We start from the raw sequence: 22,328 nt of genomic DNA, 5'->3' as shown, positions 1-22,328 counted from the left end.
GGCTGGAACCCCCGCCGATGCCCGGCGTTCCCAAGAAACCAGCAGCGATTGCGCTCCATCGATCCGAGCAAGGATCGTCCGTGAATTTCCTTCGGGAAGAACGCGATAAGAGCACGGAGTTCCCGCCATGGCTTTCACGCTTGAGAGTCCAGCCTTTGAAAACGGGCAGACCATCCCCGAACCCTATGTCCGCAACGGAGGCAACTTGTCTCCGCCCCTGCGGTGGAAGGACGCGCCGTCCGGCACCAGAAGCTTCCTGCTTGTCGTCGAGGATCCCGACGCGCCACGCGGCATGTTTCGCCATTGGGCGGTCTATGACATCGCCGCCGGGCGGGACCGCCTGCCGGAAGGCACCGCCGGGCCGGAACGTTTCCGCCAAGGCGTGAACGACTTCGGCAATGCCCATTACGACGGCCCCCAGCCGCCGAAGGGCCATGGCGTTCACCACTATCACTTCCGCCTTTCAGCCCTCGATGTGGAGACGCTGGAATCCGGCGGAGAAACGGGAATAGCCGATCTTCTGGCCCATGCGGGGCCGCACACGATCGCCACCACCGACCTCGTCGGCACATATGAAAGCCGCTGATGAAGCGGACTTCGGCGTTCGATTGTGCCTCCCGCACGAACAAGGAGAAAAACGATGCCGGACAAGAAAACCATCGAAAAGGCACGCAAGGACAAGCGCGAGGGCAAGTCGGCAAGCACGCAGGCCGGCGAGTTCGTTCACGCGGAAATCGATAAAGTCCGCCGCGGCAAGCATGGCGCCCGCTCCACGAAGCAGGCGATCGCCATCGGCCTTTCGGAAGCGCGCCGGGCGGGCGTCGACCTGCCGCCTCCCAAGAAAGGCGACGTGAAGGAGGCCACGCGCAAGAGCGCCAAATACGCTTACGAGGCAGGCCAGGGCGAACGGAAGCCGAAGCGCCAGCCGAAGGTCTCGAAGGCGGTGTCGAAGGTGCTTGAGGGCGAGCCGAAGGACACCGCCTCGCGCAAGGCCCTGTCGCGGCAGGCCAAGAGCGCCGCATCCAGCCGAACGGTCGCGGAACGCTCGGCCGCAGCCAGGAAAGCCGCGCAGACCAAAGGCGCCGCCGGACGGTCAGCGGCGGCGCGCAAGGCAGCCAGAACCCGCGCCGAGCGCGGTTAGCCGCAGCCGCAGGACAACGAACGAAAACCCTTGACTGGGCGTCAGGCTACCCGTCATGCGGGCTCATGCGTCGCGCAGCCGAGCGGCAACGACGCCGGTTCGAAAAACCTTGCCTGGAGAAGACTGATTTGGTGGAGCCAATCGGAAAATAACGGCCATCACCAAAACCTGCGCAAAATCAGTGCCTTACCAATCCCTGTGTGGTTATTGTTGTAGCACCTAAATGTATCATGATCCAGAGTAAATCGGGAATGGCCTCGCGACACGAGAAATGGAGACACGGCAATGGCAGGTGCACCGGATGACTGTGCGAGCCCAGCGGATGCAGCCGGGCTCGCTGTTTCGGCTTCACTGCCCGAACGCGAACGCCTCGATGTTTTCGAGCGTGTCGGAATATATTGCTGCGGGTAGCAGCCCGAGACCACAATATTGCAATCGGTTTGGACGATCATATAGCCGACGCTGTAGTACTCCCTCCTTGACGAGCGAGAAGGCGTGTTTAGAAGGCGATAACCCTGCTTCCCAAGCAAGCGGCGGACGCGATCTTCCCGCATTTTGTTTGTGGGCATGGTAAGGTTCTCCTACTGTTTAGGATGTTCACCCTTACCGCAAACCGGGTGGGCCAGCCTGTGAATATCGGCTGGGACCGGGGACATTGAATGTCCAGCAATTGAAACATTATTACGCTCCGGAGCGCGCGGCAAGGGTGGTAGGAAAGCTTGTTCCGCAACGCAGTCGGCGAACCGGAGGCAGTGGAATGATTTCCCTCCAAAATTCCCCACCAATTTTCAGGCGATAGGGCACCTTTGTCCTCCGCCGATTTCGTCATGTTCCCGAAATTCAGCCAAGAGCTTTGAAGCCACTTTGGCGGCCAAACAGCCTCATTCGATTTGCCGGAGAAAGTTGGGAGAGGGCCCGGGTGAAGGCGCTGTGCGCCCCTTTAACTCGGAAAGGTTGGGGTTTCGGGGACTGTCGAGAGGGCTAAAGCTTTTGAGCTGATTTGTCGGCGGCAGCCCGAATGTAATTAACTTCACTCGCTACCTGCTTCAGCCAATACAAGGTCGTAAAGTGGTCGAGGGAACCATCATATTTGGTGAGGCGGATCACTGAAGAGTTGTTATCGAACGTCATAATCACGTTGTGGAATACGGCGCCAAATCCATTCTGGAGGTCGTTGACCTCGACGTTTGTAGGTTGACCTAATTTCTTTACGAAGGCGTTGGAAATTGTGTCGAATTTTTCGACTTCGGTTGTCGAAACCTCGATTAGGAAAAGTACGTACTGGCCGCCGCCACCGAACTTGTAAAAGTAAAAATAGTTATTCCAGGTGGACGTATTACCGAACTCCATAAATTTCGGAAGGATCTGACCATTGTACCCCTGGTGGGCAAACATACAGGTAATGCCCCCAACATCGCGAAATGGCTGCTTCAGCTCGGCTCGCATCGCCTTGTAATCGTCTCCGAGGGTAACCGCATCGCCAGAGCAGACCGGGTAGGCGTCACCTTGGCCAAGAAGGTGGCTGTGTCTGAACTGGTCGAGGGTCATGCCGAGTTTGAAATCAAGGCGAGAATAAGCGTCAGACCAATCAGACGCCGACGGACGGAGAGTTGTTCCACTTGCGCCTTTGCTCGCTGCATCGGCATCGTCGAGACTGGGTTCGTCCCGCGTGGGATGACCTTCGCTTGGCTTGCTCATCCAGGCTATGGCAAAGTTGGTCGCTGCGAATGAAAGCGAACCGATTGCAGCCAACAGCACTACGAGAAAGAGAAGTTTAACTCGACCACTCGACCACGATCTTTGCCACGTGGTTCGCATTATGTCCCCCTAGCGACTAAAGCGCGATCCGCTCAGTTGGTGAATTACCGAAACGCCATAAAATTGTAGCTGACTTCCCGTTTTCTGCAAATAGATTGCAGACCGGAGAAAACTCCTGATCTTCAATCCCTAATGCCAGCGCTAGTCCGCCTCTACACCTCGTGGTGTGGAGAAGCGTATGGAAGACCTGCGGAAGCGGTTCGGGCGACTGGTGATGACCCACCGCAAGCGTGCCGGCTACACCCAAGAGCAACTTGCCGAGCGGGCAGGCGTCAGCATCGATACGGTTTCAAAAATCGAGATCGGTGCGACCGGAGCACGCTTCCCTATGATCGAAAAGATCGCGGCCGCTCTTGAGGTTGATCCCGCCGAGTTGTTCAGCCCAGAGATCCCCTCTGGGGCACTGCGGCGTGGTCCGTTGCTCGAAGTGACTACCCGGTTGGCTGGGCTGTCTGAAGATGAGCTTCGGTGGATAAGCGGCGTGCTAGAGGCGGCGCTAAGAAACAAAAGCTGACTGCTGTGCTTGCCGGTCAATCAGATCTGACAGCGTGGTCAAAAAAGTAGGTTCGTGTGCCTCAGACACGTGCCGTTGGTTCCACAAGCCAGATGTTGCGACCAATGGACGATCAGACGAACGGCCAAGCCAATTCGCAGTCGATGGATCGAGCGCTGAGCGACCGAAGTTACTTAGAAGGGCGATTAAATGGCGTTCGATGAGGCCCCGCAGCGAATTGGGACCGGGCTCATCATCTACCGCCAAAAAAGCGAACGAGAGCCGCGACAAGTACTTCGATATTGCGGCCTTGACGGGGGCTTCCAAAGCAGCGAGATCGGGGAGCGCTGCCCCCAAAGGAAGTGCTGCTTTAGGAAGGTCACCTTTGATCCCCCATGATGCGCACGATGGTCCGCCACCGCTGGCCCATTAGGGCCTGACCGACTAAAAGCCGAAAGATCGAGCCTCGGTGATTTCCTCCGCCACTGAGCTTACCGCGATGTTGCGCAAGGCGTTGGCGCAAGGTCGACGCGGAGCCTGCTGTGAGGGCGTGAGTGCCGATCCTAACTAGACGAGGACCATCGCCGCTATCGGTCCTGGGCTCGGTTTCGTCGAAGAAGAAATAGACACCGCGTCTCGGCATCGAAGGGCCGAGGTTTGCCAACCGTCGGGGTCCGCTTTGCAGCCGGAACGGACGGTCCATAAGACCGTAGAACTGCCGAATATCAGCCAGCCGCGCCATGATTTCCCGCGAGCCAAGCGAGTTGCTCCCCTTGACGAAGGTGAGCCATTGGAATGTCTACCTTGATACCATGGTTGAGCAGTTTCGGGACAAGGAACTCACGATAACGCTGACCGGCGAGAATGATGACACTGGAAATGCCCGGCTCCGCTTGCATCAACGCGCTGAACGTTTTTTGTGCCCATACACGACGTTGTTCCATCGGCAGCGTTTTCAAAGTCCGATCATAAGGGTCGATAATCGTTTCGGGTTCGACCAAACCATACAGCGCGGAGAGCACGTACCACCGCCCACCCATTGCCTCAGCTGAAGCCTTGGCACATACAACCTCGTGGAGGGGCCATGACAGAGCATTACCGTTTTCCAGAAGAAGTTTGTCAGAAAATCGGCAACTACGTTTATAGGCTTATCGATCCCCGAAACGGCGAAACCTTTTATGTCGGCAAAGGTCGAAACAACCGCGTGTTCGACCATGCAGAGGGTCTTCTTGACTTAGCCGGCGAGACTGACCAGACGCTTGGTGCAAAAATGGATCGCATTCGGGCTATCAAAAATGCCGGCCTCTCGGTGGTTCACGTGATCCATAGGCATGAGATCCCCGACCACGCAGTCTTTGAAGTCGAGGCCGCTATCATTGACGCTTATCCCGGCCTAACGAACATCCAAGGCGGTCATGCGAGCAGTGATCGCGGCCCTATGAACCATATGGAGCTCATCGACAAATACGCGCTGCCCGAATTTCCTGCCCACCCCACTCATAAGCTCATGCTAATCAACATCAACAAGATCGATGACCGATCAGACCGAAAGGCCATCTACAATCAAGTCCGCTATTGCTGGCGGATATCGGAAATTCGGGCGAGGAAGGCGGACTACGTTCTTGCCGTTATTCGGGGCGTCGTCGTTGGCGCATTTCGACCGCACGAATGGATGCATGCGACCCCGGAAAACTTTCCCGATATTCCATATGCCGATGGCTCAGAGAGCCACCGTATCGGCTTCGTCGGGGACGAAGCGCCTAACGATGTCTGGACGCTCTATGTTGGAGAACGTGGGAAGCGGGTGACCAATCCTAACCTCAAACACGTTCAGAACCCCGTCCGGTTTTGGAACTGCTGACGCCTGCGCCACCGCCAGGCTGAGTGGCCAGGTTCGGCGGGAAAAGCGCACGTCATCAAATTAGAAATGAAATTAACTTCACATCGGTCTTGTCGACCTCGCAGGTTTCGCGCACCGAGAGCCATCGGAAGCCGGTCGGGTGGGATCCCTTTCTGGCATCACACCTACCGCTAGATAGTCACCTTGATCGCTGGAAGCCAGGCGCGCCGGAATGTCGGCCGTCAAACGATCCAATCGCCCAAAATTCGCAGACAGGCGAGGCGATTTCGCTCTGGGCGGCCTTGGTCAAGGTCGGCTGATGGATTGGATGCTGGCCAAATGTAGCCGTTGGCGAGCCTTTGCCGGCCTTTGGCGGGATTGGCTCAACGTGCCAGCGGGCGATAAGTTGGGCCCGCGAGAGGCCGCGTTCCGGTATTTGCGAACCTACACCTTCGCCCAGTTCAGGAAGTCGGCGTTTAGACTACTTTCATTGATTTCGAGCCAAGCCTTAGATTGGTCGAAGCCTGGTAAGATAGACGCCAAATAGGACCAAAACTCTGAACGGTGCGAGCGGTACCGGAGATGAGCGAGTTCGTGGACGATGACGTACTCCAGCACCTTCTTCGGAGCGAAAACGAGATGCCAGTTGATGAGGATGTTGCCCTCAGCGCCGCATGATCCCCAGCCATTTGCGAAATCAGCGACGCGGATCGAGCGAGGTGCAAATCCGAACCGGCTGCTGTACTCTGCGGCAATCTCCTTCACATCTCGCCGAACGCGCCGTTTGAACCACAGCTTCAGTTCACTGGCGACGAGTTTGTCGGCGTCGCCACCTACCCAAGACGGAAGATCGACTATGAAGCCGTTGCGGAATGTAAGTTCGATCCGTTCGCCATCGGTCCGCCGAACCGTCAAGGGCATGCGTCGGCCACGAAAGAGTATCTTCGAACCCGTCATGAACCGAGGCACGGCATGCCGGCCAGAAGTGATCCGCTCCATCTCGCGAACCGTGTTGAACACCCACTGCCGCTTGCGCAGCAAGAAGTTTGCGATGTCGTGGTCGCCGTCACTGGTGAGGGCCAGCACCTCGACATGGCCTGGCGTGACAGTGATGCGGCGTTCCGATGCCGCAGCAGAGCGACGAAGCTCGTACGGGATTTGCTTCCTTCCTATTTGCAGCGTTGGCATCAGGAAGAGGCTCCGTAGGCTTGGATGGCAAACTCTTCGACCTTTTCGCGGATCACCTTAGTGTCGCCGATACCTTGCTCGGTCAGGATGCGCCGGACCTGTTGGCGCAACGAACGCAAATAGGCTTCCATGTGAGCAAATGCGGGTTGCATTGCGGCCGCCCCCGCGTAGACCGCACCAATGGCGATTGCGGCATCCTGCAAGGTGGCATGCTCGACATCTGGCGCGACGGCTTCGATGATGCGAAGGATCGAGAAGGCGTTCTCATCCATGCCAAGCTCAGCATGCGCGCCTTGCTCTGCCTCAATGTCGCCGGTCAGCCCCTCGAACTCATGCAGTCCGTCGGCGGCCGCAAGTTGGCCCTCCTCGAACCTTCGGATGATCTCCATCACCCGTTCCGAGAACCGGCCATATTGTGCGGGGTTCTTATCCACTAGTTCACGCGTGACGCGGCGAAGCTCGGCTGATTTGCGCACGAAGGCTTCCTGCAATTCAGGTTCAGCCTTGCCGTCGGTGGTGAAGTCGTCTGCAAAGCTCGGATCGGTAATGCTCCGAAGCCGTATTGTCGTGGAAAGACCCGTGACATGGACATGCTGCTCCAGCATATCCCTTATCTTGCCCGAGTAGCTCCGATGGTCGAGGCTCTCGTCCTTGCTGATTACCTGTGTCGCCAACCGTAGGAATGCCGCGGCCCATTTGACTTCCGCAGTGAACTCAAGAATGGCGGGGTCGGGCGACAGGTCGCCATAGACCTTTATGAAGTTCCGAGTGAGACGTTGAAGCTCGAACCAGTCGTCCTCGTGCTCGCCAGCGGCTAGCTTGCCAGCAGCATAGGCGGCGGCCTTCTCATCCACGCCGTCCAGCCCCATGACGCGTTTCTGCGCGCGGTATCGAGCGTGCGCTTCCTTGAGATCATTCCGCAAAATGGCGATGTCGCGCATCGCGTTCGCGACATCCTCGGAACGATAGGACTTCAGCGCCTCGTCGAGGTTGGCGGTGACGCCGATATAATCAACAATGCGTCCATTAGGCTTTTCGATTTCACCACCGTTAGGCAACCTGATCGAGCAGGTCCGGTTGGTCCGAGCAATAGCCTGAAGCAGGTTGTGCTCCTTCAGCGGCTTGTCCAGGTACATCACATGCTCGATGGGCGCATCGAAACCCGTCAGCAGCTTGTCGCAGACGATCAGGAAGCTCGGCTGCTGCCCCAGCGCCTTGAAGCGCTTTTTCACCTCCTTCTCGGCGGTATCATCGAGATACTGCGCTTCTAGCTCTGACCGAAGCGCGGTGACGCTTTGGTGCTCACTCGGCTTGTTGTCTTCCTGGCTCTTGGAATAGACGCAGGCGATCATGGCGTCCGCCTTTATCCGCGCCAGCCCCCCCTCCATGCCACCACGCGTGAGATCGGCCGTAATCACTGCAGACAATGCTGAGCGGTAGAGGATCACCGCCTCGCGATCCACGGCGACGATCTGGGCTTTGAAGCCGTCTGGCTGGCAGACAGTCTTGAAGTGCTCCCAGATGTCCATCGCGATCAGCCGGATGCGCTCCGGATGCTTAGCTATTGTAGCTACGGTCAGCCCTTTGCGCTTCAGTTCCTCTCGCTTTTCGTCGGGCAAGTCCACGAACCAGCGGTCGAATAGAATATCGATTTCGGCCTCATTGATCGCCCAATCAGCTTTGCGGCCTTCGTAGAGGATTGGCACAGTTGCGCCGTCGCGCACCGCGTCATCAATGCCGTATTTGTCGAGATAGCCCTCGCCCGCCACCGAGAACCGAGCGTAGGTATCCTTGTCGGTCGATTTGATCGGCGTGCCGGTGAAGCCGTAGAAATGCGCTTCGGGCAACGTCGCCTGCAGGAACGCGCCCAAGTCCTTTTCTTGCGTGCGGTGACACTCGTCCACCAGCACGATCCAGTTGGCCGAGTTGGGGATTGGGTCCTTCGAACCTGCAAACTTGAATATGGTAGATAGCAGGATTTGCCCGCTGCCAGCCCGATTTACCGCCTCGCGTAGTGCCGCGACCGATCCGCACTGCGTCGGGTTGGGCAAATCGCAGGCAACGAACGTCTTGCTGATCTGGTCGTCGAGGTCGATCCGGTCGGTCAGCACGAGTATGTTAGGGTTGGCGAGCGTCGGCGCCTCGAGCGTCAAATGGGTCTTGAGCTTTAGCGCCTGGAATACCATCGTTAGGCTCTTGCCCGACCCCTGGGTGTGCCAGATCAGGCCCTTGCGGTGCCGCCCTTCCGCAACCCGTTCCACCGCCTTGTTGACCGCGCGGAACTGCTGATAGCGGCAGATTTTTTTGATCTTGTGACCCGTCTCGGGGTCGATCTCGAACACGATGAAATGGGCCACGAGGTCGAGCAGGCGCAACGGTTCGCACAGGCACCACAGGTCCTTCGCGAGGTCATCCGGAAATTCTTCGCGCTTTCGCGGCCATGCGTCGGGCCACGGAGCATAAAACTGCGAGGGGGCTCCGGTCGCGCCATAGAACGTCACCATGCCGTCGGTGACTAGATTGAAGGCGTTGGGATAGAACAGCCGGGGGATGTCCCGCTCATATTGCTTGACCTGCTCGAAGGCTTCCTCAGCCTTGGCCGTGGTCTTAAGAGGCGACTTGGCTTCGATCACCACCAGGGGAATGCCGTTCACGAACAGCACGATGTCGGGCACACGTGGGCGCTGGGCTGCGACACGAAACTGTCGGACGACATGGAAGCGGTTACGACGTGGCTGCTTGAAGTCGATCAGCGAGAGAGTGCTGTCGCGGTTCTCACCCGTCAGGCGGCGCGAATAGCCCCCGCGCAGCTTTCGCTGCCATTCCTCGTTGTCGGACAGCGTGGCAAGCTCGTTGTAGATTGCCTCGGCATCTGCCGCGCCGATGCCGTTCAATTCGCGCAGCGCGTCCACTAGGATGGGCTTAAGGATGACGCGATTTTCTTCCAGCCGCATCGCCAACGCTGTGGCCGGGGACAATGGCTGCCAACCCATCCCAGCCAGCGTATCAAGAGTGGCTTTCTCGGCTAGGCGATATTCGCTCATGTCAGAGCCACCCGTGTTTTTTCCCCGATGCCTTTGGGAACTAGCCCTTTCTGGCGCATCCACGGCAACGCTGCGAGCCAGCGATCCTCCGATATCTCTTGCTTCCGAGGGTGCCACTGAAGCACTGAGGCGACTATCTCCTTGTCACTGGGCTGTTGCTTGTCGATAAGTAAATCGTTCCAGGCGGAATAGAGTGTCGCCACTATCTCGCATTGTTCAGTATTGAGGGGACGTAGGAGGTCTATGATCCACTGGACCGCATTTCGCTTATTTCCAAAATAGCGCGCAAAATAGTCCGTGTGGCCGCCCATTTTTTCCAGCGGCACATATACGACACGGTTTCCCTCGACGTTGGTCACGTTAAACCATTTCTGCTGCTGGAAAATCCTCTCCACTGACCGTCTTGCCTTAGGATCGTAGGGTCCAGCAGCCTCTTTGTAGGCGTGACGATTGATATCTGCCTGTAGCCCGAGGTGCAGTTCGCAAATATGCACGATTTTCTCGTGCTTGACGGAGCCGAAGCGAGTGTCGTTATGCAGTTGCTGGACAATCTCGGCAGCGAAAACAGCGCGCTTGAAAGCCGGTGGAACCGGCTTGGCCGTGGTAGCAATGGACGCAGCCACCCGCACTTTTCCCGACAGTAAGTCAGCCATGAGGGCGGATTTTTGAGCTCGGATTAACGCGACAGCATCCACTGTTTGGTCGATAGCACGGTCCACGTCAGCCATAGCTTCGGCGATGGCGACCTGGGTTTGCAGGTCCGGCAAAGGAATAGGCAGTTGGCGAATGTCACCGACCCGGACATGTCCAACGGTCGATCCGCCAGCTAATCGAAGCAAGTGCTCCTGCACTCCCGCGCTCTGCAGGGCGTACAGCAGATAAGCGGAATGGAGTTCATGTGATCTTGGACGAAAAAGCATCATTCTTTGGCCCAAGCACACCGGTTCGTCCGCCGGGACAGCACAGACTTCCCCGATTGGAGCCTCGCGAGTAATGAGAATATCCCCGACCTGCGGCCTCCCTCGCTTTGTCCATTCCTCAAACGACTGAGCGTCGGTGCGAACGAGATTGGCCCTCACGAAACGACCACGCCGAACATTCATGGTTCGGACCACCGCCGCTCCATCGACAGTGATTGGAGGAGTTCTGTTCTTACAGTCGATCACCGCTTCGCAGACGTCGACAGCGGCGGTTACTCGCCAACCAGGGCGAAGTCGCCCTATTAGGGTCTCTTCCGCATCTTCGTCATCCGAAGCGACGAAAAACTCGGCAAGAGCCAAACTTCGCAAGGCCCACAAATGTTGCGCGGTTTCCACGTTTCGGGCGAGGGCATCGTCCACCGACCGCAACACCTCAGCAATCCGGCGTTGCTCATCGAGAGGTGGCACAAAGGTGGACTTCGATGAAAGCGTGCTCTTGCGAATGTGCTTCATGGTGGTCCCATGCGCTTCCTCCGCAAGTTCGGGGATTGACGCTTCCAACCTGTACTGGAGCCAATCGCGGTCAATGCCCTTCGCAGGCGTTACCTTGAAGAGATGCTGGTTGAGAACCGCAGGTCCCTTGGCCCAGCGCATGACCGCCAAGGTGGCCGACCACGAGAAAATCAGGTCGCCGGTGTCGATGAGGTTGCGACGGTCGACCTCCCCATCGAAGAAGTTGGTTTCTGCGTCAGAGTTAGTGATCTGCGCGATCCTGATGATTGGAAGCCCCTTCGTGCCCCAATCCTCAGGCTTGAAAGCGCGTCCGTTCACATAGTCCGCAAGCTCGATAAAGGGCGCGGTTCGCCAGTCATCCGGCACCTCATTCGACATAGCCAAGCCTCTTGAGGTGAAGGAACATCACTGCCTCGGCCTCATTTCTCTTGGCAATCAGGTCTTGCAGTTTGGCGACCTCCTTCACAACATCGACGGCTTCGACCTCCGCGCCGGTTTGCACATAGCGGCTGATGTTGAGGGTGTGACCGTTGGCTGCGATCTCTTCGACTGGTACGATGCGAGCCAGCTTTTCGGCGTCGATAAAGCCATGAACAGCTTCAGCCAAAGTGTGGATATGCCGGTCCGTCAGGAAGTTCTGCGCTTTGCCGGGCTGGAAGGTGGCATCGCCATTGACGATCAGCACCTTGCCGCGGCGCTCAGCAGGCTTGTTTTTGCGGCAGACCAGAACGGCCGCGGGGATGCCTGCTCCGTAGAACAGATTGGGAGCAAGACCTACGACCGCCTCGATTAGGTCCGCCGCGAGCATGGCTTCCCTGATCCGCCCCTCGGCTCCGCCACGGAACAGCACGCCGTGCGGCACCACCACCGCCAGCATTCCGCTATCCTTCACGCTGGCGAGCATGTGCTGGACGAAGGCCAGATCGCCGTAGCCTTTTGGCGGACAACCATAGACATCGCGCCCGAATGGGTCGCCGTTCTGCCAGACCTCGTAGCCCCACACCTTCTCCGAAAAAGGCGGATTGGCCAGCACCCGGTCATAAGCCCCGATGCCCTCCACGAATTCCCGGGTTTTTGGATCATACCGCTTAGGGGAAAGGATAGTGTCGCCTTTCGCGATGAAGGCGTCGTCCACGTTATGCAGGAACAAGTTGATCTGAGCGATACCCCACGTCGCGAAGTTCTTCTCCTGACCGTAGAGCGACAGACTACGGGCATCCTCGCCCCGATCCTTTAGGTACTGAACCGTTTCCAGCAGCATGCCCCCCGAGCCGCAGGTCGGATCATAGATTGACATGCCTGGGCGAGGTTCAACGATCTCGACCATGAGCCGGACGATCTGGCGAGGCGTATAGAACTCGCCACCCTTCTTGCCGGCGCCTTCAGCGAACATCTTGATGAGATACAGATAGGCGTCGCCCAGCATGTCTGCAGGGACATCTACGTTGCGCAACCGGTGCTTTTCGAAATGCGCGAGCAGCTTCTCCAAAAGGGCATCCGAGAAACGATCCTGATTGGCGAAGTCCACGTCGCCGAAGACACCGCGCAGCCGCAGGTTGGCATCTTCGATGGCAGCCAGCGCATTGTTCAGCCGCTGGCCGATCTGTGTCGATTGCTGCCGCACGGCGTCCCAGCGGTGTTCCTTAGGAATATGGAAGCGATGCTCGTCGGGATCGGCAGCCTCCTCGCGGTCACCGGTCTCGGCTAACAGGGTCTCGAACTCTTCGTCCCATACGTCGCAGAGCCGCTTAAAAAACAGCAGGCCGAAAATGTACTGCTTGTAGTCTGCGGCATCGACGGTGCCGCGAAGGATGTCCGCCGCACCCCATAGGTGCCGCTCCAGTTCCTGCTGAGAAAGTTTCGCCATAGCCCCCCACGGATGCAAACCTTGCGCCAGGATGACAGCGCGCTAGCAGTTGAAATACCTAGACTGACATCAGCAGTCCAGCACGGCGGCACCGTTGCCAACAAGGCACGAGATTATCGCGCGTGTGACGCTGATCGGTTTCCGGCTTCGAACTTTGAAGCTATAGACGTGGACCTCGTAGAGCCGACCAAAGGGAGCAGGTAATGGCGTGGCCGAGGAAGGATAAAACGATCCCAGAGGACGCATTCACGGATGCAGCAGCCTATTACTCGTCCATGCGAAGGGGAATGCGCGAGAAGGCAGACCACAACAAGAGCGAGGCACAATTGTGCTTTGCGGCCATTATCGCCTGCACGCTCGTAGCACCGTTGTTTGTGACCCTGTCGGAGAGCTTCTTTTTGGCCAAGGTGCTGCCTTCATTGCTATCAGTTACGGCAGCAGGACTTACAAGCTGGGTACAATTGCGTAGACCTCAGAAGCTCTGGGTCATCTATAGGCGTGCGCAGAGGGAGCTTGAACAGCTAAAAGCTGCTTACGACTTCAAAGACGGTGAATTCGCGAGTGATCCGGCACCCGAGAAGCTTCTGGCCAGAAAGGTTACCGCTGTTGGTCGCTGGGTGCATGACCAGTGGGAAGGACTGGTGCCCGAACCGGAAGCCATTCTGTCCAAGAAGTCGGAGGCTCAACCCGAGAAGCTAGGTCACGATGGAACAGCCTGAGATCGCGAAATCGCCGCTGAATACGAGATACGGCACGTTCGACCTATATGTCTTTTCGTGGTCACCGAACGAGCAAGACAACGTGTTGGTTATGGTGTCGCCCTTCGACGGCAGAGTGCCGCTCGTACGAGTTCAAAGCGCCTGTTACACGGGAGAGATTTTCGAGAGCACCGATTGCGATTGCCATTGGCAGTTGGAGAACGCGCTGTCTCAAATCCAGCGGGACGGAGGGATTTTTATCTATATGCTTTGTGACGGACGTGGGGCCGGCCTGCTGACCAAGATACGAGGGATGAACCTCACTGCAACGAAAGGACTTGATACCGCAGCAGCCTATCATGCGCTCGGATCGCCATTGGATCCGAGGGAATATGAGCGAGCGGCATACGTTTTGCGGTACTTTGGTGTCATAAAGTGCAGACTATTGACGAACAACCCAAGGAAAGTTTCGGGGCTTGAATTGCAAGGCATCGAAGTCGAACGCGTCCGTCACGAAAGTGAGCCGACACCTGAAAATGAGCCCTATTTGCGTTCGAAGGCAGAAAAGCTCGGGCATATGATGAAGCGCTTCGGAACAGATGCGTAGCTCGACGGGCACCAAAGAAGCTCAGAGTTCGTCGGTGCTGCTGCCAAATCCGGGATCGAATAGCCTACGGTGATATTTCTCCGCATAGGGATTGGTCATCCCCGCGATGAAATCTGAGATTGCTCTTGCAAATGTGTCGCGCTCATTGGGCGGAAGTTCGCGCCATCGCTTCTTTCGGTCAACCACATCGCTGGCGAAGCCGTCGCCGTAAGGATCAATTGCTTTCAGACCCATTAGCTCGACAGGCCGTTCCTCAAAAGCTGCAAACAGGTCGGCAATTATCTTCTCGCCCTTGAACTCCAACGTTTGCACCTCCCGCCGACCCACCAAAGATTTGAACGTAATGTCTTTCGACAGGTAGTTCAGCAGGTATCGGATGTTTGGTTCAACCTGGGCATTGAGGTCGAGGAACTGGCTCTGAAAGACATCCTTCCCAGCAACATCTATGGCAACGACAAAGAAACCAACGAGAAGCGAAATAGCATGCTTTCGCTCACAAGCGTCGGGTGAAAAAAGCTTGTCCAGGAGAACCGGTATCGTCACTTCGCGAATTTTGCTGACGCCAGCCTCCCGGAAACCATACTCCAGTGGTCCGCCTATCTCCTCCCGGCGAAGAATTCCTCGGCCGACACCGTCTTCTAAGTCGTGAACCCCGTATGCAATATCATCGGCCAACTCCATAATGGAACAGTCCAGCGACTTATGCATGGGCTTGTTGCCAGAGCCCAAACGCCGAAATTCCAGACGGTCCGTGAGGGAGAAAACGTTCAACACGTTTTCGACCAGATCCAGATCGCTATCATAGAAGCACTTGGGTGGCTTCCTGAGGTCGTAGACTGGATATTCCCCGAACGCCACTGGATATTTGAGAACGCCCAGCAGGAGCCGCCTTGTAGGCGCAATGCCGTTTCCTCGATAGTATTTCTCCAACCTTGAGAGGATACGGATGGTCTGTGCATTACCTTCAAACCCTCCAAAATTGAACATTGCCTTATAGAGCGCACGCTCACCGCCGTGGCCGAACGGCGGATGTCCTAAGTCATGGGCGTAGCAAATCGCTTCGATAAGTTCTGACGACGGTAGGGCGTCGGCGTGGCCAAAGCCCCGTCTCGCCAACAAATTCCAAACGATGCCGCGACCAATTTGCCCCACCTCTAGCGAATGCGTCAGGCGGGTTCGGTGAAAATCACCTTCACCAGTACCCATCACTTGGGTCTTCGTTTGAAGGCGGCGAAATGATGCTGAATGGACGATGCGCCCTAGATCGTGCTGGTAAGGCTCCCGAGTGTCGGTCCCGAATGCTTCTTTACCAAAACCAGCGTCGCTTTTTGGCTCTTCGAACGAGGGGGCTCGAAGAGTAAGCTCAGGCAGTATTTTCTTATCGTCCTCAGATAACATTTTGGGCACCTGGCGTGAAGGATTTCCAACCTGTGTAACGCCGGAACATTACCAAACAACTGATCTACGACACGGTCACGAAAGATGCATCGGACAGTCCGAGTTGGATCAACCCGCGACAGTTCTTATTATTCTGTAGCAGACCGCCTAGCGCTTGCCGATCAGCTCTACGCTAGTCTAGTCAAAGGGATGCGTCACAAAATTGTGCCTGCCGCATTGCCAGTGAACATTTCCCCGCTCCTAATGTACCTCGCCAGCATCGCGTCACTGGCATGTCCCGTCTGTGCTCTGATCTTCCAGGTTGATGCTCCTGCCGCTGCCGCGCTGGTCGCGAACCCAGCGCGGAGGCTATGTCCGGAATAGCCGAGCGGTTCGATTTCAGCGTTCGTTATGCACTCCTTAATCACCAGGGATACGGCTTCACCCGACAGGCGCTGTCTGCTGACATGGCCGTGGCGGTTCACACCCAGGAATATTGGCCCGGCATCGATAGCCGCTCTCGACAGCCATTGATCGAGAGCAGTGACGGGACACCAGCGCGTTCGTCCGAATGGGATCGCGATCTTGCGCCCGTTGCCTTCCTGATCCGTCTTGGATCGGCGCAACGAGACGACGATGCCCTGTCTGACATGCTCGATGTCTTCGACGTCGAGGCCAACCAATTCTGATCGCCGGAACCCACCTGCGAAACCGATTAGAAGCAATGCCCGATTTCTGATGCTTCTTACGTCGTTGCCGGTATGCTCCAGTACCGCGAATAGGTCGTCGCGAAGGAGGGGCTTGGCTTCAGCTTGTGCGGTGCCCAGGCTCCGCCTAACGCCGCGAATGGTCGACCTCACCAGCTCGGACCGTGTCGGACTGATCAAACCCATTGCGGTGTGCGCCTTGGAGATCGTTGCCAGACGTCGACAAAGCGTGGCGACACTTAAGGTCTCCGCATGTTCCGCAAGATAGTTTGCAACCGTTACATCGTTTGCCGGGATGCTGCCGCCCCAGGCCTCGAAGTGAGCGAGATCGGCTGCGTAAGCGCGCCTTGTATTCTCCGCCAATCCCTGCTCGACGTATTCCGCGACCTTTTCTGACAACTCGTTTGTGAAGTTAATTTCACAACCATGCGCGTCCCCTTGCGCCGCCGGCTGTCGGCCTGCCGTGAGATCACGTTGGTTAATTTTAGATTGCGATAAGAGTGGATTATCACGAGTTAGATCGCTTTTAGACATGTTGGCGCTCCTCGTTCAGGAGTTGAATGTCGATACGCAGCATTGACATGATTTCGCCCGCGTCTGGGCAGAATGGGCCCTGGCATTCAATCGCCCATGACCGTCGCAATTCATCCGCCAGAGGCCATCGGTAGTGGTTCCGCAACAGCCCGCCCTCGACTGCGAATAGTATGTCGCCTAGGAATTTGATCCGCTGCACGGGCGGAACATGGCTGCGGACCCAACGGGCCGTGTCGCAGTTGCGCCCGAGGAACCGTCGCAGCGCCTGCTGCCCCTCGCGGGAATAAACATCGAGCGCCCAACTCGGTAGCGATCCGCACATGGTTTCGGGAGGAAAATCGTCGTCCTCGATGAATGCCGGCTGCTCGGATTTCTGCGATGCAAGCAGAACGACGAACGGGCACAGGACCTGCCCGCTTCTTCGAAAACCTTCCCGCGCCACCTCCACCAGGGTGTGGGGATGACCTGCTTCGCAAAGATCATCGAAGACGGTTTGAGGCGCGCCCTTTCTCGTCCGCAGTTGTGGCGACGGACAACGATCTGAGCCAACGGCATACCACAGGGCCAGCGCACGTTTCGGCAATGGAGCATTGCTTCTCACCAGCGCGAGCAGTTCTGGGATCGTCCCGTATGTAAGACCTAGCCGAAGATGCTCATACGCGGGGTGCCGTTCAGAGAGCATGAGCAGATCGTCAGCGCTCCGGCATTTCGGTGCAAGGCACATACGCTCGACGAGGTAGCTCGCGACCAGCCATTCGCCGCCGATCTTTGCCCGGAACGCCTTCCCCGCGAGTGACGCTGTCACAAGGCTGACAATTTCGAGGTCCGCGATCCCGATATCCTCGAACGCTATCGAAACGGCCCGTCGCCACAACTTGTCCGGGGACAGCTGAAGCAGTGTGGCGGCAGCCTGCAATGCGAATGGGTGATGCCCTCGACGGATCGCTTTCTGCAGCAAGGCCATCGCTAGCCAGGGTGAGACATCCAGGGGGGCGGGAATAGGGGAAATGTAGTGTTGTACCTGTTGCGCCAGATTAGCGCGTAGGCTGGCGAGAATATCGGGACCGTTCATTGCCTTCCTCTTTGGGTTCAAAGGGAGGCAGGTGACAACTGACCCACTATTAACGTATTGATATTGTTAGGCAATTTCAAGTTTTTTGCGTGAATTTTTCCTTTTTTTACTGGACTATCGCTCGTACAATTCAGTCTTCTGTTGTCATGGGGGAGGAAATCTATGTCGAAGAGACTGAGCATCCCCAAGAGGATACGCGAACTGGAGCCGCCATCAGGGTTCGAAAATCCGTTCGCGATGGGAATTAGAGGTCCCCATCTTTTCGCAACTGAAACCCTTTGCGGGGATTGGAGTGGTGATTTGCTACTTCTAGCCCAAGATTTCGCCCCTGCGTCAGCTGTTAAGGCCGTGCTTGAGGACTACGGCCCGGAAGCAGCGTGGCGTCATAACGACGGTGACGGCCGCTATAACATTGGGTTGCAAACTAACTCCAATCTATGCGGTTTGCTCACCATGATTGGGCGCGCTGTTGAATTGAAAGGGGAGGCTTCGAAGGAATGCGGGGTCCTCTACGGCAACGCCTGCTTCTTCCTTAAGGATAGAAACCGAAAGTTGGGCAAGGGTGTATCAGCATCAAAGCCAGTGTTCGAATTCGTGCTGTCCAAAATGCCCAGACTAAAAGTGATAGGGTGCCTCGGCGACTGCGCGTTTGAGGGGGTTATGGGTTGGCTCGGCCTACACAATAGCTGGCGAACTCAGATCGATATGCGAAAGCCGGTGCGACACAACCACCTGCAGATTTTCGCCCTTGCGCACCCCGGACAGCTGGGAATTAATAACCGTCTGTTGAGCGCCACAAATAGCGAGCGGGTGGCAGCTATAACAGCCGACTGGCGAGCGATTGGACGCGCGCTGCGGGCCAGATGAGCACCGGAGGGTTAAGGGGTGTCATGATGTCCGACCACACCACCTTGAGAGACTTGTGGGAAAGTGGGCGACTGAAACAGCCCGAGGAATTTCTCCGTCAAGTCTGGGTCCGTCTGCGCGACTGCGAAAAACTGTTTGGCCCATCCTGCGTATGTGTTGGGCTGACAGGTAGCGGAGCTTCACCCAATTACCGCGTCCAGCCAATTAAGAAAGTCGATTTTCCCGAGCCCAAGGATGGGCGATGGCTGGCTGAAAACCAGTACGAATATCTTGCCTTGAGGAACTGCGCCTACAGTGGCGTATCTCACACGCGAAAGCTTTCTGGGCTCGGAAGGGAAAACTGGAGCAAAATCGCCAACACGTTCGGCGAGATCGAGCAACTACGCAGAGAAATCAGGGCGAAGAAGCGACCTTCGAAGGCAGGGGCGGCGTGAAGTGTCATGCCTCTCCGCTGTCTCAGCGCTGAAGGCGAAAGCATTCACGCATTCGCCCTAGATAGCCGGGAATGGGCAACTCTACGGAGCGTGCACGCACGATTGCGTAATCTTCGAATGCCGTGTTGCACCGCTCATGTGGTAATGAAGGTGTCGTCTCGCGGGCAGCAATTTTTTGCACATCAGCCGCATGGAATTTGCACCACTGCGCCCGAGACGGAAGAGCATCTTCGCCTCAAGGGACTTGCGGTCGAGGCTGCTCGAAACGCCGGATGGTCAGTATCAACCGAAGTTCGAGGACGGTCGCCAACCGGTGAAGAGTGGAGCGCAGACGTTCTCGCCGAAAACGGCAATCATCGTGTCGCGGTCGAAATCCAATGGTCGTCACAGAGCGTCGAAGAAACAATGCGGCGACAGGAACGCTACAGGCGATCCGGCGTTCGCGGTCTGTGGCTTTTTCGGAGAGTGGGCTTTCCGATCTCTAAGGCGCTCCCTGCTGTCTTTATAGCGGGCGACAAGCAGCATGGCTTTGAAGCCAGGATCCCTGACGGAACTCGTCAGAACAAGCGAGACCTTGATGACCCGAAGAACTGGCGACAGCAGATGCCGATTGCATCCTTCCTGCAGGCCGCATTCGAACGCCGCTTTCGCTACGGGATCGAGGCTGACATGCCGGCAACCGTGACCGTTCAGTCACGGAAACTTTGGTGCCGGTGGTGCCGTGCGCCTACCTGGGCCATTAAGACAATCGAGATAACCGTAGGACCGTACTCGTCTCAACGAACGCTTCTCGACTTACAAGATGAGATTGTCATGAAAGTCGTTCAGAAGCTTCCTCCGAATGAACCCCTGGGAGCCGTCAAGCCTCGGTTTGTACGTCCTCTTGGACGAAACCGATTGAGCAACGGTTGCGCCAGCTGCGATGCCCTGGTCGATGATTTTTTCGAAAATCAGGCGTGGTGCTCAGAGCCGAAAACCATCGCCGTTTTCCCGGTGCAGCTGTCTGACGGTTGGCAGGAGGTCATAGGATCGCGTGACGGCTGGGGTGTTCACCCGCAAGGACCGTAAGGGACAAAAATGTCTCCGTCAAAAGTCTCAGCTACAAGCACCCTAAGCCGATGCGGTTATCCGTAAAATCACGCAATCCTACCAGCCTTGGATGAATATCCGCTGGTTCGACCTCCTCACAGCTAAGTGCTTGATTGTCGCAAGCTATTACCCGGAAACAGGGTCTGTTGATCCGGGTGGTTGAGCATCAAGGGTCATGTCCCCGAATTTGTCGCTGGAGCTCTTTCAATGACTAGTGCAACCTGGGGTGCATATAGTCGGAAGCTCGGCAGCGAGATTTGCTAGTCCATAATACCCTTTGCGTCAGTTGTGCATTCCCAACATCATCACCCGTTCCCGCAAGGAATGTAGGCGTTGTTCCGTTTCCCGAAGCTGGGAGAAGGTTATGCTGCGGAAGGTCCCATCGCGTGCTCGGCATACCACCTCAGCCTCTTTTCCGCTCCAGGGGTTTGCTGAGGCTGACCAGAGCCCGTGTGCAAGGTGGTTCCGAACCGAAGCCACCTCCTGGACGTCGGCTAATAGCGAGGCTCGGGGATCAGTTTCGTTCGCGACTGACAATGTAACAGCATCCCGCCACAACTTGACGATTGGGGCACGCTCGCTCGACGAAGTCCGTTGGAAGGCCCTGACGCGGGTAAGCCATTTCTCCATGTCGTGTTCGAGAAAACCCCACTTCAACAGCACTTCGCCGACTGCGGCGAGCAGATCGCGCATGTCCGGGTGGAATTCTTTCTCAAGGGCCATTTTATGCGACTTCAATTGACCGCGAGTTCATCCCGGCCGGGCAATAACGAAGACGGGACAAGCGCAGAGTAGGCGAAATGCAATTAACTTCACAAGCCATGTCCCGGTCCTGCTGGACCTTACCCAATCCAATTTAAATATCCTCCTTCACCGCATAGCAGAAACTCTCCCTGGCCCTCACTTTCGCCACGTAGTCAGGATCGATCTTTTCTATCAGTTGTTGCTGTACGATAGGCAATTTATCGAAAATCACGTGCGGTCGATGTTGCGGCCACAGCTTGGCGAATTTGCGCTCGTATTGCTGCCGCGTCACACACGAAAAGTGCTCGGGAATTTCCTCCATCAAACACTCGTATGTTGCAATCACTTCTTCTGGCTCGCCATTTTCCCGCATGCTCGCATACCTCTCGGCCATTCGCTGAAAGGCGATATCCCGAGCCCAGCGCGAAGATGCAGTCCGGGGAGATGGCATGAGTGCTTGCTGAGGTGCCAGGGCAGCACGCCTGCCCTCAATGATCTCGTCATCGGACCAACCGCGTTCCTTCCGCTTTCGGATCGTGGTGGGGGCGACGCCTTGCAATTTAGCAAGCCGGAAAACCGTGTAGGTGTCGTTGGTGCGTGAATAATAGAAAACCAGGGTGTCCGACTTGTTGTTGCTCTGGGTGCGCTTGTCCGCCCACCGCACTTTCCCAGGGGCATATTCGGGGTCCGCATTGTCGATCCGGTCTAGGGTTGCGCCGAGCGCTGGGACAGGCCCGACCCGTAGTAGGAAACTGGAAAACTCGCGGAAATCGGGATGGATCACCGCCCCATGTCTTTTTTCCCGGGTGAGCATATTTCGATGCGTGTTCGCCTCATGCCTGTAGCGTTTCCGCAACTGCATCTTGGAAAGCGTTTCGCAGTCAATTATCACCCTGGGGTCAATAGTTTTTCCGATTTTCTCGGGGGCGCGACACGACGTTTTCTTTTTACTCATGACCGCGACATCCAGGTTTGTTTTATCGGCTTAAATGCCGCGATTTAGCGGCTTTGCCCGGCATCTGTGCCTGTCGCGCTCGTCAAGAAAATCAACGAAATTTCGTCGACGAAACGACACGGCTATTCCGAGGTGGTGGAGATGCGCCTGCTCTTTGCTAGCCAATCATCGATGTCGCAGGATCGATAGACGATTAGGCGCTGGCTCAATTTCGAGTACGCAGGGCCTGCGCCACGCATCCGCAACTTGGCCAAGGTCGATTGAGTGACGCCAAGGTATCGAGCGGCTTCGACAGTTCGCAGGGTTTTCGGTGAGGAATGCTCATCCATCTTCAGGCCTCCTTATGATCTTAGAGGAAACCATCGAACAACCAGGGCGCAGTGGGCAAGGTTCATCTGCGGCCTTGGTCGCAAGGTTGTA

General features: G+C 56.7%; 21 protein-coding genes. 9 read left to right on the top strand and 12 right to left on the bottom strand.

Annotation, left to right across the window (positions count from 1 at the left end):
• The first annotated feature begins 127 nt into the window (after positions 1 to 127).
• Both MJ8_RS02575 and MJ8_RS02570 read left to right on the top strand, forming a co-directional pair.
• Positions 128 to 586 (top strand): YbhB/YbcL family Raf kinase inhibitor-like protein, encoded by a 459-nt coding sequence (locus MJ8_RS02575; protein WP_201412945.1) that lies wholly within the window; start codon positions 128 to 130, stop codon positions 584 to 586.
• Positions 587 to 640: 54 nt separating this feature from the next.
• Positions 641 to 1,141, top strand: a complete 501-nt coding sequence (locus tag MJ8_RS02570) for a DUF6496 domain-containing protein (protein WP_201412944.1) — start codon at positions 641 to 643, stop codon at positions 1,139 to 1,141.
• A 981-nt stretch (positions 1,142 to 2,122) separates the two neighbouring features.
• Here MJ8_RS02570 and MJ8_RS02565 read toward each other — a convergent pair.
• Complete coding sequence (locus tag MJ8_RS02565; RefSeq protein WP_201412943.1) at positions 2,123 to 2,959, bottom strand: hypothetical protein; 837 nt, start codon at positions 2,957 to 2,959, stop codon at positions 2,123 to 2,125.
• 178 nt (positions 2,960 to 3,137) lie between these two features.
• Between MJ8_RS02565 and MJ8_RS02560 the strand changes: the two genes are divergently transcribed.
• Positions 3,138 to 3,473 (top strand): helix-turn-helix domain-containing protein, encoded by a 336-nt coding sequence (locus MJ8_RS02560; RefSeq protein ID WP_201412942.1) that lies wholly within the window; start codon positions 3,138 to 3,140, stop codon positions 3,471 to 3,473.
• A 704-nt stretch (positions 3,474 to 4,177) separates the two neighbouring features.
• Here MJ8_RS02560 and MJ8_RS02555 read toward each other — a convergent pair.
• Positions 4,178 to 4,474, bottom strand: a complete 297-nt coding sequence (locus MJ8_RS02555; protein WP_201412941.1) for a DUF6884 domain-containing protein — start codon at positions 4,472 to 4,474, stop codon at positions 4,178 to 4,180.
• Positions 4,475 to 4,536: 62 nt separating this feature from the next.
• On the opposite strand from MJ8_RS02555, the gene MJ8_RS02550 reads away from it, so the two are divergent.
• On the top strand, positions 4,537 to 5,313 hold the full coding sequence (locus MJ8_RS02550; RefSeq protein ID WP_201412940.1) for an LEM-3-like GIY-YIG domain-containing protein: 777 nt from the start codon (positions 4,537 to 4,539) through the stop codon (positions 5,311 to 5,313).
• Positions 5,314 to 5,736: 423 nt separating this feature from the next.
• Here the strand turns inward: MJ8_RS02550 and MJ8_RS02545 are convergent, their stop codons facing one another.
• From MJ8_RS02545 to MJ8_RS02530, 4 genes are read right to left on the bottom strand one after another with little or no spacing between them, the layout of a single operon-like run.
• Entirely contained in the window at positions 5,737 to 6,480 is a 744-nt protein-coding gene (locus MJ8_RS02545) for a M48 family metallopeptidase (protein ID WP_201412939.1), read from the bottom strand.
• Positions 6,480 to 9,524: a type I restriction endonuclease subunit R gene (locus tag MJ8_RS02540; protein ID WP_201412938.1), complete on the bottom strand. Its 3,045-nt coding sequence runs from the start codon at positions 9,522 to 9,524 to the stop codon at positions 6,480 to 6,482. Before MJ8_RS02540 ends, MJ8_RS02545 begins: the two co-directional genes overlap by 1 nt.
• Positions 9,521 to 11,335: a restriction endonuclease subunit S gene (locus tag MJ8_RS02535; RefSeq protein ID WP_201412937.1), complete on the bottom strand. Its 1,815-nt coding sequence runs from the start codon at positions 11,333 to 11,335 to the stop codon at positions 9,521 to 9,523. The genes MJ8_RS02540 and MJ8_RS02535 overlap by 4 nt, the downstream gene beginning before the upstream one ends.
• Positions 11,325 to 12,824 (bottom strand): type I restriction-modification system subunit M, encoded by a 1,500-nt coding sequence (locus MJ8_RS02530; protein ID WP_201412936.1) that lies wholly within the window; start codon positions 12,822 to 12,824, stop codon positions 11,325 to 11,327. Before MJ8_RS02530 ends, MJ8_RS02535 begins: the two co-directional genes overlap by 11 nt.
• Positions 12,825 to 13,027: 203 nt before the next feature.
• On the opposite strand from MJ8_RS02530, the gene MJ8_RS02525 reads away from it, so the two are divergent.
• Together MJ8_RS02525 and MJ8_RS02520 are read left to right on the top strand one after the other, a co-directional pair.
• Positions 13,028 to 13,543: a DUF4231 domain-containing protein gene (locus tag MJ8_RS02525; RefSeq protein WP_201412935.1), complete on the top strand. Its 516-nt coding sequence runs from the start codon at positions 13,028 to 13,030 to the stop codon at positions 13,541 to 13,543.
• Complete coding sequence (locus tag MJ8_RS02520) at positions 13,530 to 14,129, top strand: GTP cyclohydrolase II (protein ID WP_201412934.1); 600 nt, start codon at positions 13,530 to 13,532, stop codon at positions 14,127 to 14,129. The genes MJ8_RS02525 and MJ8_RS02520 overlap by 14 nt, the downstream gene beginning before the upstream one ends.
• 21 nt (positions 14,130 to 14,150) lie before the next feature.
• Here the strand turns inward: MJ8_RS02520 and MJ8_RS02515 are convergent, their stop codons facing one another.
• The 3 genes from MJ8_RS02515 to MJ8_RS02505 form a co-directional block, all read right to left on the bottom strand.
• The gene (locus MJ8_RS02515; RefSeq protein ID WP_201412933.1) at positions 14,151 to 15,527 is read right to left on the bottom strand and encodes an anti-phage deoxyguanosine triphosphatase; all 1,377 of its coding nucleotides are present in this window, start codon (positions 15,525 to 15,527) and stop codon (positions 14,151 to 14,153) included.
• A 194-nt stretch (positions 15,528 to 15,721) separates the two neighbouring features.
• On the bottom strand, positions 15,722 to 16,747 hold the full coding sequence (locus MJ8_RS02510; protein WP_201412932.1) for a site-specific integrase: 1,026 nt from the start codon (positions 16,745 to 16,747) through the stop codon (positions 15,722 to 15,724).
• The gene (locus tag MJ8_RS02505; protein ID WP_201412931.1) at positions 16,740 to 17,819 is read right to left on the bottom strand and encodes a hypothetical protein; all 1,080 of its coding nucleotides are present in this window, start codon (positions 17,817 to 17,819) and stop codon (positions 16,740 to 16,742) included. Before MJ8_RS02505 ends, MJ8_RS02510 begins: the two co-directional genes overlap by 8 nt.
• 162 nt (positions 17,820 to 17,981) lie before the next feature.
• Here MJ8_RS02505 and MJ8_RS02500 point away from each other — a divergent pair, with 162 nt between their 5' ends.
• From MJ8_RS02500 to MJ8_RS02490, 3 genes are all read left to right on the top strand, one after another.
• Positions 17,982 to 18,686 carry a hypothetical protein gene (locus MJ8_RS02500; RefSeq protein ID WP_201412930.1) on the top strand — a complete coding sequence of 235 codons (705 nt, stop codon included), beginning with the start codon at positions 17,982 to 17,984 and terminating at the stop codon, positions 18,684 to 18,686.
• Between the two features lie 26 nt (positions 18,687 to 18,712).
• Positions 18,713 to 19,120: a hypothetical protein gene (locus tag MJ8_RS02495; protein ID WP_201412929.1), complete on the top strand. Its 408-nt coding sequence runs from the start codon at positions 18,713 to 18,715 to the stop codon at positions 19,118 to 19,120.
• 144 nt (positions 19,121 to 19,264) lie between these two features.
• The gene (locus tag MJ8_RS02490; protein WP_201412928.1) at positions 19,265 to 20,188 is read left to right on the top strand and encodes a competence protein CoiA family protein; all 924 of its coding nucleotides are present in this window, start codon (positions 19,265 to 19,267) and stop codon (positions 20,186 to 20,188) included.
• Positions 20,189 to 20,491: 303 nt separating this feature from the next.
• On the opposite strand, the gene MJ8_RS02485 is transcribed toward MJ8_RS02490, so the two are convergent.
• The 3 genes from MJ8_RS02485 to MJ8_RS32700 all read right to left on the bottom strand — a co-directional run bounded on the left by MJ8_RS02485 (position 20,492) and on the right by MJ8_RS32700 (position 22,237).
• Positions 20,492 to 20,932, bottom strand: a complete 441-nt coding sequence (locus MJ8_RS02485; RefSeq protein WP_201412927.1) for a hypothetical protein — start codon at positions 20,930 to 20,932, stop codon at positions 20,492 to 20,494.
• Positions 20,933 to 21,065: 133 nt separating this feature from the next.
• Positions 21,066 to 21,908, bottom strand: a complete 843-nt coding sequence (locus MJ8_RS02480) for a hypothetical protein (protein WP_201412926.1) — start codon at positions 21,906 to 21,908, stop codon at positions 21,066 to 21,068.
• A 122-nt stretch (positions 21,909 to 22,030) separates the two neighbouring features.
• Positions 22,031 to 22,237 (bottom strand): helix-turn-helix transcriptional regulator, encoded by a 207-nt coding sequence (locus tag MJ8_RS32700; RefSeq protein WP_201412925.1) that lies wholly within the window; start codon positions 22,235 to 22,237, stop codon positions 22,031 to 22,033.
• Positions 22,238 to 22,328 lie beyond the last annotated feature (91 nt).

This window comes from Mesorhizobium sp. J8, from assembly GCF_016591715.1.
GTDB lineage: Bacteria > Pseudomonadota > Alphaproteobacteria > Rhizobiales > Rhizobiaceae > Mesorhizobium.
The sequence above is the reverse complement of the archived record's forward strand: the minus strand, read 5'-3'. Positions and strand labels throughout refer to the sequence as shown.